The following is a 16,660-nucleotide window of genomic DNA, read 5'->3' as shown; positions in this document are numbered from 1 at the left end:
TGTCTGTTACCTCCACATTCTTTTTTATTTTGAATGTCCGCAAAATCCGTCCTACATCAGACGGCTTCCACGGACAGTCAAGGTGATGGAGGGCAATGAGCCTGTCCTGTACGTTGGTACCAGCACCGAGTTTTGGAGTGGAACCCATAAGGATTCTCACCTGCCCGGCCCGTACCTTTGCAAACAAATCTGCTTTCTTTGTCTCCGTGTTGTATTCATGGATAAACGCAATCTCTTCTTTCGGGATTCCCCTGGCAACCAGTTTGTTTCGGACATCATCATATACATTGAAAGTCCCATCCCCTTTTGGAGTAGACAAGTCACAGAAGATCAGCTGTGTTGTCCGATCTGCTTTTCCCTCGTCCCATACCTGAAAAGCATTTTCCACACAGGTATTGACCTTGCTTTTTTCGGCATCCGGGAGAATTTCATTTAATAACCTCTGATCCAATGCACATTTTCTTCCGTCATTGGTAATCTTGAGCATATTATCTTCTGTCGGATTCACAAGACCGCCTCTTACACTTTCGGCACGTTCTGAAAAAGCACTGACCATTTCCTGCTGTTCTTCACTTGGCTTCAAGACTTCATTGATAAACTCTGCTTCCGGTACGGGAAGATTCAGCATATCAGAAGTCTGAATATCTGCAGCTTCCTTAAAAATGGAGATCAGCTCCGGAAGATTAAAAAAACGGGCAAACCGTGTTTTTGCACGATAGCCCGTTCCTTCCGGTGATAATTCGATTGCGGTTACTGTCTCCCCGAACGTTGCCGCCCAGGAATCAAAGTGTCCCATACCCATACGCATGAGTGTGTCATATTGGAGATAACGCATGATAGTGTAAAGCTCCGTCATACTATTTGACACGGGGGTACCTGTCGCAAAGGTGATTCCTCTGCCGCCGGTCAGTTCATCCATGTACCGGCATTTCATAAACATATCCGAACTTTTCTGTGCATCCGTCTGTGAGATTCCCGCCACATTCCGCATTTTTGTATACAAAAAAAGATTCTTAAAACTATGGCTTTCATCCACAAACAGCCGGTCTACGCCTAATTGCTCAAAAGTTACTACATCATCCTTTCTGGTCTGGTCATTAAGTTTCTTCATCCTCGTCTGCAGACTCTTTTTTGTTTTTTCCAACTGCTTGATGGTATAATTCTGCCCTGCCTGATGTGCTGCTTCTTCAATGGAAAACGTAATATCTGCAATCTGATCTTCCAGCATGGCAATCTGCCGTTCTTTGGAAAGAGGGATTTTCTCAAACTGTGTATGTCCGATGATCACGGCATCATAATCCCCTGTCGCAATACGGGAACAGAAACGTTTTCGGTTCGCCGGTTCAAAGTCTTTCTTCGTTGCCACCAAGATATTTGCCCCAGGATAAAGTCGTAAGAAATCACTGCCCCACTGCTCGGTCAGATGGTTTGGCACAACATAAAGATTCTTCTGTGAGAGTCCCAGCCGTTTTGATTCCATACCGGCTGCGATCATCTGGAACGTCTTTCCAGCTCCTACGCAATGAGCCAGTAACGTATTATTTCCATACAGCACATGAGCCACTGCGTTTTTCTGATGCGGCATCAGGGTGATATCCGGATTCATGCCAACAAACTGAATATGGCTTCCATCATATTCCCGTGGACGGATGCTGTTAAATCGTTCATTATAGATCTTACAGAGATCTTCCCGTCGGTGCAGGTCTTTAAATATCCACTCCTTAAATTCCTCTTTGATCAGTTCCTGCTTCTGCTGTGCCAGCATCGTTTCCTTCCGGTTTAATTCCCGGTGTTCTCCATCGGCATCCTGTACCGTGTCATAAATCTTGGTATCCCTAAGGTTTAAAGCATCTTCCAAAAGACGGTAGGCATTGGCTCTCTGTGTTCCATATGTGGAAGTAACAAGAGCATTTCCGTAACTGTCCACATTCTTTCCCATAACATTCCACTGTCCGGTCACTTCGGCATACTGGACTTTGACCTTGCTCCCTACATAATATCTTGGTGTATGGAATGTTTCTGCCATGAACCGTGTAATGTAATCCTCGGAGATCCAGGTTGCCCCAAGTCTTGCTTCAATCTCTGATGCATCCAGATCTTTTGGCTGTACCTGCTCCAAATACTGCACATTCACCTGATATTCCGGGTGATCTTCTGCAAACTGTTTTGCGATCTGCAGTTTCTCCCTCACATTTCCAGAAAGATATTCGTCCGATGGCTCCCATTTTTCACCAATCGGATTCTTAAAGATCACCCCTGCCAGTTCTTCTGTAAGCTCCTCTTCTGTTTTCCCTGAAAGCTGTGCCATATAGGAAAGGTCAACGCCTGCCCTCTCACCAATGCAAACCGCAAGTGCTTCACTGGCAGTATCCACGGAAGTTACCGTTTCTGCCCTGCGGATTGTCCTTTTGGTAAAAATATCCGCTTTCCGTTTCAGTTCTCCCTTATCATCCAGAAATTCCAGAGAAGTCAAAAGACAATAGCTGCTGTCCTGACTGAATGCCCTCTTATTGGCATTGCTGCTGATAAGACCATATTTTGCTGTAAAGATATCATATTCTTCATTGAGTTTTTCCTGCAGCTTTGTGATCTGCTCATCGCTTCCCTCTTCCATCTGACACCGGATCAGTTCATTCGTAACATCACGGATCTTCACCATCCCTTTGACACGTTCCGCTGTCATTGCCGGAAGCTCCATGCGGTTCATCACAGAATTTTCCCGGTAATAGACTTCCTCATTCACTACGGTAAAACTGAAATTCTTTACATCCGGGTCTGCCGGGATAGAGACAACATCCTCTTCTAACTCTGTATCCGAAAGTTCCAGTTCCGTGATCGTGCCATGGATATTCTGGACAGCTTCTTTTAATTGTTCTTCTAAGGTAATTCCTTCTTTTGGTTTTACGGTCACTTCCTGCTTTCCATACTGGGTACTTTCTGTAGTAAACTCACCAAGCACCATTTCCGGATGCTCTGCAAAATAAGCATTGACTGAATAGCCTTCCGGTGTTTCCTTTAAATTTAACCATTCCGGTTCCTCAATGGATGCCCTGTCCCTTTTCTGGAAAAACAGAATATCAGAAACAACGCTGGTATTGGCATTTCTCTGGAACGCATTATTCGGTAATCGGATGGCTCCAAGCAGTTCTGCCCGGTTTGCGATATACTGTCTCACTGCCAGATTCTGCTTATCCATCGTTCCACTGGAAGTTACCACAGCGACTACACCGCCGGGACGGATCAGATCAAGGGATTTTGCTATAAAATAATCATGGATTATAAAATGATGCCGGTCATATCTGCGGTCACTGACCTGATACGCCCCAAATGGTACATTCCCAATCACGCAGTCGAAAAAGCTGTCTGGATAACTGGTTTCCTCAAATCCCTGCACGGCAATCTTATTTTTCTGGTAAAGCTGTTTTGCGATCCTGCCCGAAACCGGGTCGAGTTCCACTCCATACATCTTTGCCTTATTCATACTCTCCGGGATCAGTCCCATAAAGTTACCAACACCACAGGACGGTTCCAGAATATTTCCCTTTTTCAGTCCCATATTTTCCAATGCTTCATACATGCTTCGGATCACGGTCGGTGATGTATAAAAAGCATTTAAGGTCGATGCTCTTGCTGCACTGTATTCTTCCGGTGATAAGGTATTCTTTAACTCCAGATACTCATTTGTCCAACTACTGTTATTCTCTTCAAATGCCTGCGGGATGCCACCCCAGCCAACATAACGGGATAAAATTTCCTGTTCTTCGGGTGTTGCCAGACGTTCTTCCTGCTCCAGAGTCTGCAATAAATGGATGGCTTCCATATTTGCTTTATACTTTGCTTTCGGACCACCTGCTCCAAGGTCATTATCCTGAATCCGAAAGTTATGCGGTTCTGTTACAATCTCTTCTACTTCCGGTTTTAAATATGGTTGAAATTCTCCTTCATATCCAAACAGTTCATTTTCTCCGGGAATATAATTGCGTCCGGTTTCCAGACACCGGAACACATCGGCAGTTGGTGCATTGCTGACTGCATAAAAATCATCATAAGAATACTTTGGGAAATCTTCTGTATGGTAGGTCGATAAATGCAGTTCTGTATTGGAACGGGTCTGTGCAACCAGATCTTTTCCTTCTATTCCTTCCGGCAACACCCCTACTGCTTCAAAATGATACCCCTGATACTCAAAAACACCTTCATCCCAGGACTCCGCCAGTTCTTCTGCTGTTTTAACCGTTATCTCTTCTTCTGATTCCTTTTGTTCCTGTCCCTCAGAAGTTTCTGTTATTTCCTGTTCCTGATTTTCCGGAATATCTTCTTTGGCAGTAACCTCTTCCTCTTCTATTTCCTCCACATCTGACATATCTACTACGGTCGGTTCTGTCACTGCCTTCGTATCCAAGAAATCAAACATGGTCATCTGGTGCCCGGATGGTTCCGCAAAAGACGGTTCTGCTTCCGGTGTCGGGAAAATCGTATAGGTCCCTTCTGCATACTGGTGAAGTTCGGAAAGAAGTTCTGTTTTCTGCTGGTAGTTTGTCCCATATGCCTCAAAATCTAATGGCAGAACTGCCAATGCTGCATCCATCTTCTGTAACAGTTCTTCTGTCTGCTCTGGATTCTCTAAAACTGCCACCATTTCTTTTCCTGGTTTTTCCCAGAAGAAATCATCCGTAAATGGTCTGTCTATTTCTTCCGGAAGACGGTCATAAAAGCGGAGTACCTTGTTCGCCATCTGTTGCCGTTCATATTCCGGCATACGAGCATAATCTTCTGCCTGCAGGAACTGGTCATTCTTTATCAGATAAGCTACTCTATTTGCAACTTTATTCCAAGATAATAAAACTGACGTATATGGATTTCCATAAGCACCTCTTGCAAGAAACAATCCTTTTCCATCATAATTTGCGTGTGAATCATCCGCACCAGACAGTGCATGACTGCTTCCACCGATTCCATACTGTTCCTTGATAAAACCTGTCCTCGATCTTTCATCCTCATGCAGCAGATAAAAGGAATATGTCCTGAGTCTGCCTTCGGAATACGCCCCACCTCTGGCAAGAAATGCGTCGATCTCGTCTTGTGTAATGAACATCTGCTGTTCTTTCCATGCAAATCCCTCTCTTGCCTGGTATGGGATCACTTCATCTGCAAACTTCTGGAACTGTCTGGAGATATTGACCGGATTATAATGATGGAAACGCATAAGAGAGTTGTCCGTCTCATAGGCTTCTGCCAGTGCTTCCAGTCTTTCATTCAAATCCGAAAGCCACTGTGGATCTTCCAGCTTTTCTTCCAGATAATCCGTGATCTCCGGATAGATACTGTGAAGATGTGGTAAATCCTCCTCATCAAAAACAATCTCGGCTACCCCTTCTGCCATATCCCCTTTCATATAGGCAAGAGCCTGTGCATGTTCTTTTACTGCATTGTTTCTTGCTGCATCCAATACAGACTGCGGTGCATATTCACCCTGGTCTAAAAGCTGATGGATACGTCCGCTGACATCTTCCCATGATAAAAATGCCTTATCTAAAATCTGGTCTGTGACCGTATGCCCCACTGCGATCTGCATCCCGGTTTCATCAAACCAGACCGAATATTCACTTCCATCAACCTGAAAGCCTTTTCCACCTTTGCGGTATTCACGCTTCACAAACTCCGTATATTCCTCCGGGGCCTGTTCGCTCATAAAATTATAGATGATACGAAGTTGACTGCCCGCCCGGTTTCCTCCTGTCCGTAAAATCTCATCGACAACGCTTTCTGGAATCGGGATTTCTCCGGCATAAAGGGCTGCTGCTCTTTCCTCGATCTGCCGTCTTTGTTCATTTGCAGTTGGATATTCGGGCAAAGATAAAGCAGAGGCAATTTCTTCCTCTGCTTTACTCAGTCCATCTTCTCTTGTATCTTCAACTAGCTGTATACCAATTCCGTCAAGATGCTCTCTTCCGCTGTTGCCATCAGTGCGTTCATATGTGCTGTCCAGGCCATCGGATCTGCTTCCTTGTCCGGTGCCGGATGGTTCTTCAGCAGTTTCTCCATCTGGCTGTCCATCCTCTCCTGTGCTGCCTTCTCGATCTCTGCCAGATGGCTGTTCAGCTTTCCTGTCAGGAACAGGCTCTGATACAGGCTGTTCTTGTGTTCCTTCAGGAATGTCCTCCGAAGCATCCCGTATTTCCCTATCGTCACTTCTTCCTCCTCTACGGTCAGGTTCGGAAACAGGTAATCCCCCTTGCGATGATATGTCAGTTCCATAGTCGGTTCCTCCTTCATTCTCGATATTTTCTTCTTTGTTGTTTTCTACGTCCTGATTTTTATTTTCACGCATTAACGTGTTAAAGTTATTATAATTCCTTTCACTGGAAATTTCAACCTCTTTTCTGGCTTCTTCCAGAGAAATTTTATGTACCGTCCTTCCAATGTCAATCAGAACACTCTCACTGATCTGGCTTGCTGCATTTCCAAGAAAGGTCAGTACAGACAGCCGGTTATAATCCGTGATGTGCATAAAGTCCTCTTCTTCCAGAAGCTCCATCGGTTCCAGACCACACCGTCTGCAAAGCATGTAATATACGCTGTCCGTTGCAAGCTGGCGGAAATCACTGCGGATCGTGACTTCATCCAGATCTTCCAGATAGGTTCCTTCCGCTGCATACTCCAAACCGTCCAGATATTCTTCCAGACTGTCTGTGACCATTTCCCTTGCAACCGCCATCAACGCATCCGATAAACTCCCGGTGTCTTTTTCTTCCAGACCATACGCTTCTGCTAAATGGTTAAGGATCTCTTCCTGCTGATGTTCCTGCATCTGCCACAGGTAAGGGCTTCTTCCGCCTGCCACCATATGCGTATCTGAAATATCAAACACATAACGAAGTTTGGTATTCTGCCAGGTTTCATCAAACAGGGCAATTCCTCTTGCACCACGATTTACCCAGCGTAACATCTTTTCATTCCATAGTTCCAGTGATGCACAGGCTGTTGCGTCTGGACGCTGTGCATGGATCAGAAGCTGGTCTGAAAAAGAATAACGATATAACCTTGATGCTGTGTCCATATAATCCATCCAATCCCCTGGCGAACTGCTCACTGATACGGCATGTTCCTGCACCAAGTTTCGGATGTCCTGTAGTTTAGACATTAAACTTCCCTCCTATCAATAAAAAAACAGCCCACTCTTTTTTAGAATTGGCTGCATAAAATGTACTTTACTTTTCGGAGAGAAAATGCTATATTCTAATTGAAAAGAGTAACCGCCCACAAGGTGGATGCTCCTGGATTAGGTTTTAATTTATTTTGCTCTCAAAGAGAGCTGCCTATCCTGTTGGCAGACAGGGTAGGCTATTTTTTTCGCTTGTTGTCCCTATTATCCAAATAGGCAAGCAAAGCAATCAGAAACGTACCGCCTAAGAACAATAAGCTCAAGACTTCGTATGTATCCATTCGCTCCACCTCCCTTCTTCTGTATCCCTTAACGGAATCTGAAAATCCAGGAGGTTTTTACCAACCCTGTACACGGTTACTCCAGTAATATTCTAACAGGTAACTCTCCGCAAAGCAATTCCTTTTTACTTCATACGGTTTTATATTCTGTTTTTCTCTTATTCTCTGGCCAATGCAGTTTCCATTCCAGATATTCCTCTTCTGTGATTCTTCCATCGCCCAATTTCTGCTTTTTCCCCATCCATTCCTGCAGATAAGACATTGTTTTTTTATCCCTTATTGTGATTCCAACCATTTCACTTTCTGAATCATTTAGCAGGAACAGATGAAAAAGCCCTCTATTTTCTTCATCCATCCAGAATAAAGTTTCCATTAATTCGTCCATTGTCGCAATTCCAGGACTTAAAAAATTCCGGACATCAACTTCCAATATTTCTGCTATCCGGATAAGCGTTTCCTGTTTTGGCGTGCGCTGTCCGCTTTCATATTGGGCAATTCTCACATCTGCACTATTTTCTCCATACCCTAACCTGCGCCCCAGTTCTTTTTGCGTTAGCTTGCGAAACATACGGATTTTTCTTATTCTTGCTCCTAGCTTCACTTGTTTCTCCTTTAAAAACAAATCTACATGGTAAATATATCTCTACAAATTGCAGATAAAATTCCAAATAAAAATGCAAAAATATACATTAATGAATATATATCCTTGCATTTTTCAACTATAATTGAATCCAATAATAGCTCACAAAATTTTTATATTTTTCCATCTTGTTCAAGTTTTTCTTTCAATTGGTCTATAAACGGTCTCATCCTACGATATGCTCTTTTGCTTAAATCCAACTCATAGCTAATACCTTTTCTTTGTTCTGCGATAATGTGAATGCCATTTCGATACGAATAGATTTCGATTAGTTCAGAGGGTAAATCTATTTCAATTTGCTTGTCGTTGACAAATTTATGAATAAGCCCTAAACATTCTGCCGTTCTACATTTATCATCAAATCTAACTTGAGGTTTTTGTTTTTCTTTTTTGCAATAATAAAAAGGGACAATTTCTTTTCCATCATGCGATAACGCATCTTGCAATTTATTCATTTTATCTTGAGGGATGGATATTCTAACAGGAACTGTATGATGCATTAAAGACTCAAATTCAGCTGTATCAGAATAGTATGTAGTTAAAACATTTTCTATCACGGCTTCGTAAATCGATGCATATGCAAGTATCTGATTTCGTACTTCAAACATTAAATTAGCATCAGTTGCGCCTATCCCTTCATATAATTTGTATGCGAATCTTATAGCCTTAAATTCCGTAATAATACGATGTCGTAGTTCTATATCCTGAATAAAAGAAAATTCATTTTCATACCATGAATCATCTGCTAAATGGTTATTACAATAATCCTCAATTTCTTTTTTGATTCTTTCAGAAAAAGCCATATTTTTTTACCTCCTAGTTTCGCTCCATCTATTCATTATAATATCATAAAATAGCGTTGGTGCATAAAACTTTATCCACAATCCCTGGGGCTGTATTACAGCCCCAGGACCTTATTCTATTATTATTTACGTTTTCTTCTGATTGCCACTACACCTCCCAGGCATCCTGCTGATACCGCAAGTGCCAGCACAAAAATAGCAATATTTGTATTATCTCCTGTTTTTGGTGAATTGGATACAGAAGTCGCATCAGAACCATGGGAACCAGGAGTGCTGACTCCCTGGTTTTCTGATGTTTCCGGAGTGTCTTTTTCCGGAGCTTTCTTATTTGTCAGATCCAGAGTATATTCAATCACAGGAGTACGGTCATTGACATATTCAAACTGAATCTTATGCTCGGTTTCATCAAGCTGATAGCCATCCAGTGTTTTTGTTTCTTTCAGGATATATGTGATTGCTTTTTTATACTGCCCATTCTTAAAAGTCGCAATCGGATAATTCTTTGATTCTGCATGGCCAGCACTGTCTGTTACCAGAGTTTCCAGAACTTTACCTTTGCTGTCACAAAGGGCAAATTCTACACCTTTCATTGGCTTCTTGGTATCTTTATCCGTTTTATTTAAGATTACCTTGCCCATTGCCTGTTCATCTTCCATTTTGGCTCCCTGAACATCTCCGGTGTCCTTAACCTCAAATGTCACTTTATTTGCCACAATATAGCCTTTCGGTGCTGTTTCCTCCAACAACGTATAAGTGCCGACTGAAAGTTTCTCTACATAATGGGGCTGATCACCAGATGTCCAGCTTTCCATAACTTCCTGGTTTTCATTAAGAATATACAGTTTAGCACCTTTGACCTCGCTGCTTCCATCTGTCATATCAACTTTACTGATCAGAATTTTTGTTGTATCATCCTGCATTTCTACTTTCTGTATATCTGCAGTATTTTCTACTACAAACGTAATGGATTCTGCAGTTGCATAACCATCAGCAGGAATTGTCTCTGTTAATGTATATTTCTTTCCAACTTCCAGTTCCTTAATGATGTGTGGTGTGCTTCCGGAAGTCCACTCATCCACAACGTTTCCCTCTGAATCGGATACTTTCAGTTTTGCACCTGGTAATTCTTCCCCGGTTGTAATATCTGATTTTGTGATTTCAAAAGTAGTTGGCTCATCTTCATAAGTGAACTCAAAGGATACTTCTGCAACCTCTTCTCCCGCATAAGCAAAATCAAATTCCTTGATTTCTTCTGTTGTCACAAATCCAGCAGGAGCCTGCACTTCTTTTACATAGTAGTTGCCATTGATTGGAAGATCTGCCGTAAATACAATCCTTCCATCCTGATCCGTAGCTTTCTGCTCGATCATGGTATCTGCTTTCAGGATTACTTCGCCTTCTGCATTTAAAATATCATTCTTTGTATAAAGTGCAAATACTCCGCCTTCCAGAACACGGTCTGTATTTTTTTCTTTCTTAACTACAGTTACTTTTGCTTTCTGGCGGTTATTCTGCCAGTCCTCATCATAAGTCACAACCGGAGTATTCTGATCACGATAAGTCAGATCAACCTCTCTGATTTCTCCATCCAGAACATATCCATCCGCCGTCTCTTTTTCCTTTACATAATATTTGCCTAAAGGAAGATCTTCTGATCTTGCATATCCAAGAGCATCTGTCGTAATTGTTGCTACCAATTCGTCCTTTTTATAATAATCACTGCTTTCCCCATCTGCAGCCTTGATATCCTCCGCTGCATAAATTTCAAAAGTAACATCTTTCAAAGAACCTGTAACATAGCCAAATGCTGCGTCCATGCCGCCTGCCAGCATATCTTTCCAGGTAACTTCCTTAACAAATTCACCTTTTTTATTGATGATGATTCGTCCAACCGGAACAGCATCCTTCATTTCTACTTTTTGAACATCTGCAGTATCAGAAACTGTAAATTTCACTTCCTCCGCCTGCAGATAACCATATGGTGCAAACTCTTCCCGAAGTGTGTAGGTTTTTCCCACATGGAGTCTTTTTATTACATGAGCTTTTCCTTTTACAGAAGTCCATTTTTCTACTTCTTTTCCGTCTGAATCCAAAACCGTCAGTGTTGCTCCGTCAAGTTCCACACCTGTTGTAATATCTGATTTCGTAAATTCAGTTGTTGTCGGCTCATTCTTAAAAACGGTTTCCAGTTTTACTGTTTTTACTTCCTGTCCCTGATATTTCGCAGTCACCTCAATCTGCTCATCTGAAGATACAAAACCATCTGGTGCTGCCAGTTCTTTTATATAATAAGTTCCAAATGGCAGATCCTGCTCAAAAACAGTTTTTCCATCTTCACCTGTTACCGCTTTTGTAAGCAGTTCGTCTGCTTTTACCAGTACCTTATCCCCTGCTTTTATATCCTCTTTTGCGTAAAGACCAAACTCTGCTCCAGAAAGCCCTTTCTCATTTTCAGCATCTTTTTTCACAACTGACACTTCTACTTTCTGGCGGTCATTTATAAACTCTGCACTCTGTGAGATCACTGGTGTATTCTGGTCTGCATAGACGAAAGAAATCTTCTGTTCTTCTTCATTTAATACAAATCCCTCCGGTGCAGTCTTTTCTACAACTTTGTATTCTCCTAGAGGCAGATTATCAAGCTCTGCTTTTCCGGATTCATCCGTTGTCAGTTCTGCAACTTTTTCACCCTTTGCATATTTCAGGATTCTTTTTCCTGTATCATCTTTCTGGAAATCTGCTGTATAGATATCCTCTGCAGCATATACTTCATATACTGCACCGGAAAGGTTTTGAACTTCATACCTAAAATCATTCTTATAGGTCGAAAGAACCTCTCCTTTTTTCTGTACAGTGAGTTTTCCTTTCACCGAATGGTCCTCATATACCACTTCAATGACCGCATCACCTGAAACCGGATCCGTCTGATACAGGGTATTGGTATCCACCTGTATTTCGACATAATTTTTGTTAATGGTATAACCGTCCGGTGCTGTTACCTCTTCGATTCTATAATGACCAATTTTTAAATTCTGAGGCAGTATCAGATATCCATCTATATCTGTGAAATATGAGGTATGTGTAACAGTTGTCGGGTATGTAGTTACCTGCTCTACATATTTTTCATGATCCATATCATAAATTTTAAACTCTGTTCCCGGAATTAGAACAGATTTTTTAGTCTCATCATCCTGTTTGATAATTTTCAGTTTTGCAGAAAATTCTTTATCCAAAAGAACTCTCCATGTCTGCGGCTCTGTTGGTTTATTCTCTGTAATCCGGACAATAAAATCATCTACAGGTTTGTAATTATGGGGTGTTGTAGTTTCTCTCACCAGATATGTTCCATATGGAATTGCAATGGATTTTACATAGCCTTTCTCATTTGTAAAAATTTCCGTTGCTCCATTTTCACCGATCACAACTGGCTCTGCAGAGGAAAAATCATAATTTCCATCCTCTTTTACCACCAAAGAAGATACCAGATATGCACTAAATCCAGCTCCGGATAGTAATGCAGCATCTGTGTCTCCATTATTGGCAGCTTTAATAAGTTCAAACGGCTGTTTCTTCACCGTTTCCAGTGAGGTACACTCTTTTTCTACAACCGCTGTCAGATCACCTTCATCACTGCATACAAGATCATATTCATGCTCGTCTGCCAGATATCCTACGGATGGGGTAATTTCCTTGATGTAATACTCTCCAAGATAAAGATTCTCTATCCTTGCTTTTCCTTCTTTATCGGTAGTTAGCGTACCAATCTGGCTTCCGGCTTTATAAATAACGCCTGTCTTTCCATCTGGATGGGTAATGTCGTTTCTTGCATAAAGTCCATACACCGCATTTTCCAGGGAAGCATCTCCCTGTGCCTTATTTTCTTTTGTCTCGGCATCTTTTTTATTCAAAGAGATTGCAGCACTGACCCTGTCATTCACAAAAGTATGACTGAAAGAAATTTTTGCCTGTTCATCATTGGTATAACTGAACTGGAAAGAATAAGTATCTTTCTCATTTCTGACATAACCAGCCGGAGCCTGGACTTCTTTTACATAATAAGAAAATCCCACTGGAAGATCTGCTTTAAATGCTGCTTTTCCATCAGTACCAGTAATTGCAGTCTCAATCAGAGCATCTTTTTTTACTGCTACTTTTCCATCCACAGTTTTCATATCCTGCGCTGCAAACAGAGCAAAATGCCCTCCGGATAGTGTATTTTCAGTATCTTTGTCTTTCTTTATCACCTGCACCACTGCTTTCTGACGGTCATTTGTAAAGGTAGTCTCTGAGAAAGCCGCTTCTGCAGTCTGCCCTGCATAAGAAATGGTTACTTTTTTTGTTTCTTTTGCATTATAAAAATTTTCCGGGGCCTGTGCTTCTGTTACATTATAGCTTCCAAGCGGAAGATTCTTTACCGTTACAGAACCGTTCTCACCTGTGATCAGATTTTTCGCTACTTCTGCGCCTTTTTTGTAAACTGTTTTTCCACCTGCTGTTACAATATCCTCGGCAGCATATACGTTATAAACGGCTCCTTTCTGACGGCGTTTCTCATACTGGAATGAAGTTCCATTTTCATCAGATACAGCTCCTACAAAAACTTCTCCCTCTTTATAAACGGTCAGATTTCCTTTCTGCTCTTTGTCCGTTACAGTCTGTTTGGTTGTACTGCCAACTACTAATTTCACTCCATACGAAGAAGCCTGGACAACATAACCTTCCGGTGCTGTAATCTCTTTTAAGTAAACAGTATCCTGTGTCTTGGTAAGAGTTACACGTGAAGAACCATTGCTGTCTGTTGGCGGCATTTTAGCAATCAGCTTTGTGCAGGCGTTATCACTATATACCCCATACACGGCTCCAGCTAGATTTTTTCCAGTATCTCCATCTTTCTTTGTAATTTCAATAACTGCTTCTTCCGGCCAGTCAACTGTAATCTGCAGGTCAGAGGAATCCGTATAGTAGCCAAAACCAATGTCCTGTGAACTCTCCAATTTTAAGAGCATTGCATGGAAATCCAAAGGGAAATTAGATGTAATCGCATACTTTCCTTTCAGGCTACCCATATTGGCTGTTGTAGCTACAAGATGGAATTTCTCTCCACCCTTTACAGTGGCATTTCCAGATGCCGTTTTTCCTGTGGTTTCATTAACAAGGCTTACTCCGTTCTCCAGATGAATGGTAATGGTAAATGCTTCATTTGCCTTCCAGGTAAAACTTTCTGTTTCCTTTCCCGTTGCATTAACGGAAAGTCCTGGAAGAAGTTTCATTGCTGTCGGATCAGGCATTTTAGCAAGAGCTGCTTTAATCTCTTTCAGCATATTTTTAGCGGTTGTAGAAAGCGCACCTCCAAATCCGGATTCGCCATCATATAAATAGTCAACCAGGTAATGCTGCATGGCTCTTGTCTCAGAACTGCATCCATATTTTTCCATAATGGATTTTACATTATATCCATTGAATGTATGTCCCCATCCTGGACCGCCATATCCATAGAATAAGGCTTTTCTCAAATATTTATCATCTCCACCTTCATCCAGTTCAACCATATTTTTATATGTTGTCCCACTTGGAGGTGACTGCATGGAGTGCTGCATACAATACGCATTTACTGTATAAGTCTTTCCGCCTGCTTTGTAACGAACATATTTGTAGCTGTCATTTCCACCCTGTCCCATAACTGTATCAAACGGATGAAGCTGGCCATCTGAATAATAGTAATATTTATTTGCTTCAATATTTGTTGCATCATCCCATGGAGTATCGGCTGCAAGTAACATGATACCGTTCTCTGCCTGATCCGTGGAAACACTTAGATCAATGTCATCTGCTGGCATTTCAAAACTGAATTTATCCGATTCTTCGTGATAAGTCACCTCTGAATATAATAAATCTTCTGTATTCTCTGTCTGGTTTGCTTGTACTTTTGTTGTTCCTACTGCAATTAAGCTGCCTTGCGGCATATCTCCGGAAAATACAACGGTTTCTCCTGGCTGATACTGTCCATCTTCATGGTTCAGCTCAATATGAAATTCCTCTCCACGAACAATATTTACCTGATAATTTCCATCTGCATCTTCTGTTTTCTCTGTTCCATCTGTAAAAGAGTCGTCTGTCGCCTCTGGCATTTCTTCCGGATCTGTATCTGTAATTTCTTCAAATGTGCTGTCTGTATCCGGATTATCATCTATGGCAGGTTCTTCTGTTGAAACTTCCTCAGACGGATTTTCCGGGATTGGTGTATCTATTGGCTCTTCCTCAACCGGAATTTCTGTCGGAGTTACTTCTTCATAGATTTTATCCTCTGACGGAATTTCTACATTTACCTCATCCTGCACAGGTTCTTCACTCTCTGCAGTGCCTATGGCTGGTTCCTCGCCTTCTGCTTCATTCTCATCTTCCTGGTTGCTTACAGATTCCTGATTCTCAGATTCAGCAACCTGCACCACCGCTTCCTTTACAATCAGCTTACGATTGATCTGATAAATTGGGTGGCCACTTACTGGCTCTACATAATAAACAGCTTTGTATGTATCTTCGTAATCTGTTGTAAAGTCCTGCTTTTCCTCATTTTTTGCCTCATGGAAAGTGATCTTCACCTTTTTTTCATCTGGTATTTCCAGTCCGGTAAAATCTTTCTCCACTTCAAAAATACTGCCTGTTTCCAGTTCCAGATCTTTTGCTTTTACCACCTCATCTGCATCAAGTTCATTTTTTACCTTTTCGTATAACGGTGGCTCTTCTGGCACTACATCTGCCGCATAGGACAGTATTGGAGATAGAATTGTAGATAACACTGTAAGCATTGCCAAGAATCCCGACAAAAATCTTCTCATATTTTTTTTATTCTTCATTCTTTTTTCCTTTCTTCCGTTCCGGGAAAATCAACTGAAACTTTGGATTTCCGGTTTCTGAAACCTCCATCTTTATAGTTGCTTCATACTTCCTTTTTGTTTTCTCTGATACCAGATCTTTGAAATGCACCTGCTTCTCACTCAGCAGCTTCCTGACAGTTGCTTCATCAAGTATTTTTCCCTGACTCTCAAAAAATCGGTTATTTTTCCATAAAGTAAAACTGCAATCACTTCCTGAACAATAATAATTTCTCTTTCCCACATAAACCTTATTGCCACATCTTGGGCATTTTCCAATTTCTTTCCGACCATCTGAAAATAGTTTCTGGTATTCTTCCACTGGCTGTCCATTATCACTTACCAATTTGGTAACCATTTTTTCAATTTCGAAGAGAAATTCTTCTACATTTTTCTGGCCTCTGGAAATCAGTGTCAGATCATTTTCCCATTCTGCTGTAAGTTTTGGTGATTTGATCATTTCCGGAAGAATCCTGATCAGATTTCTTCCATCTGCTGTAGGTAATATCTGCTTCTTTTTACGCTCAATAAAGCCTTTCTCAATCAGTTTTTCAATAATCGCTGCCCTGGTAGCCGGAGTTCCAAGCCCTTTTCTCTCTGCGTCTTCTATCGTATCCGAACTTCCAGCGTGTTCCATGGCACTAAGGAGCGTATCCTCTGTGAGGATTTGTCAAGGTAGGATGTGGATTATTTCTTTTTGCTGGTACATTCATTCATAATCAGCGTATTCACGCTGTCCGTAAAAGTCCGCTTGGTATTCTGCGGAAAATGCACTCTTACCCGATAAGTGGTATTACCTATCTTTTTCTTGAAATGCTCTGTATTCACTTTCTTGCTTTCTTCCATGTTCTTCTCCCTTCACGCAAAAAGGACAGCTACAAACCATTGCTTGTAAACTG

Annotated in this window: 7 protein-coding genes; all 7 read right to left on the bottom strand. The window is 41.6% G+C overall.

What is annotated here, in order from left to right; genetic code table 11:
- A partial coding sequence (locus tag DWX61_RS19740; RefSeq protein ID WP_118626629.1) for a helicase-like domain-containing protein occupies nucleotides 1-7,144 on the bottom strand: 7,144 nt, incomplete at its 3' end.
- 200 nt (nucleotides 7,145-7,344) lie between these two features.
- Entirely contained in the window at nucleotides 7,345-7,446 is a 102-nt protein-coding gene (locus tag DWX61_RS19455) for a putative holin-like toxin (protein WP_015524590.1), read from the bottom strand.
- A 130-nt stretch (nucleotides 7,447-7,576) separates the two neighbouring features.
- Complete coding sequence (locus DWX61_RS17990) at nucleotides 7,577-8,068, bottom strand: helix-turn-helix domain-containing protein (RefSeq protein WP_286188094.1); 492 nt, start codon at nucleotides 8,066-8,068, stop codon at nucleotides 7,577-7,579.
- A 131-nt stretch (nucleotides 8,069-8,199) separates the two neighbouring features.
- Complete coding sequence (locus DWX61_RS17985) at nucleotides 8,200-8,889, bottom strand: hypothetical protein (protein ID WP_118626625.1); 690 nt, start codon at nucleotides 8,887-8,889, stop codon at nucleotides 8,200-8,202.
- Nucleotides 8,890-9,011: 122 nt separating this feature from the next.
- Nucleotides 9,012-15,743 carry a SpaA isopeptide-forming pilin-related protein gene (locus DWX61_RS17980; protein ID WP_118626623.1) on the bottom strand — a complete coding sequence of 2,244 codons (6,732 nt, stop codon included), beginning with the start codon at nucleotides 15,741-15,743 and terminating at the stop codon, nucleotides 9,012-9,014.
- Nucleotides 15,733-16,428, bottom strand: a complete 696-nt coding sequence (locus tag DWX61_RS17975; protein WP_286188095.1) for a DNA topoisomerase — start codon at nucleotides 16,426-16,428, stop codon at nucleotides 15,733-15,735. Before DWX61_RS17975 ends, DWX61_RS17980 begins: the two co-directional genes overlap by 11 nt.
- 20 nt (nucleotides 16,429-16,448) lie before the next feature.
- Nucleotides 16,449-16,607, bottom strand: a complete 159-nt coding sequence (locus DWX61_RS17970) for a TnpW family protein (RefSeq protein ID WP_080630487.1) — start codon at nucleotides 16,605-16,607, stop codon at nucleotides 16,449-16,451.
- Nucleotides 16,608-16,660 lie beyond the last annotated feature (53 nt).

It is taken from the genome of Ruminococcus sp. AF20-12LB, from assembly GCF_003478985.1.
GTDB lineage: Bacteria > Bacillota > Clostridia > Lachnospirales > Lachnospiraceae > Blautia_A.
Note: the sequence above shows the minus strand (reverse complement) of the source record. Positions and strands in the feature narration are given on the sequence as shown.

Excerpts from the sequence above, each read along its gene's own strand:
- DWX61_RS17970 (WP_080630487.1), bottom strand. The coding sequence starts at position 16,607 with ATGGAAGAAAGCAAGAAAGTGAATACAGAGCATTTCAAGAAAAAGATA.
- DWX61_RS19455 (WP_015524590.1), bottom strand. The coding sequence starts at position 7,446 with ATGGATACATACGAAGTCTTGAGCTTATTGTTCTTAGGCGGTACGTTT.
- DWX61_RS17985 (WP_118626625.1), bottom strand. The coding sequence starts at position 8,889 with ATGGCTTTTTCTGAAAGAATCAAAAAAGAAATTGAGGATTATTGTAAT.
- DWX61_RS17980 (WP_118626623.1), bottom strand. The coding sequence starts at position 15,743 with ATGAAGAATAAAAAAAATATGAGAAGATTTTTGTCGGGATTCTTGGCA.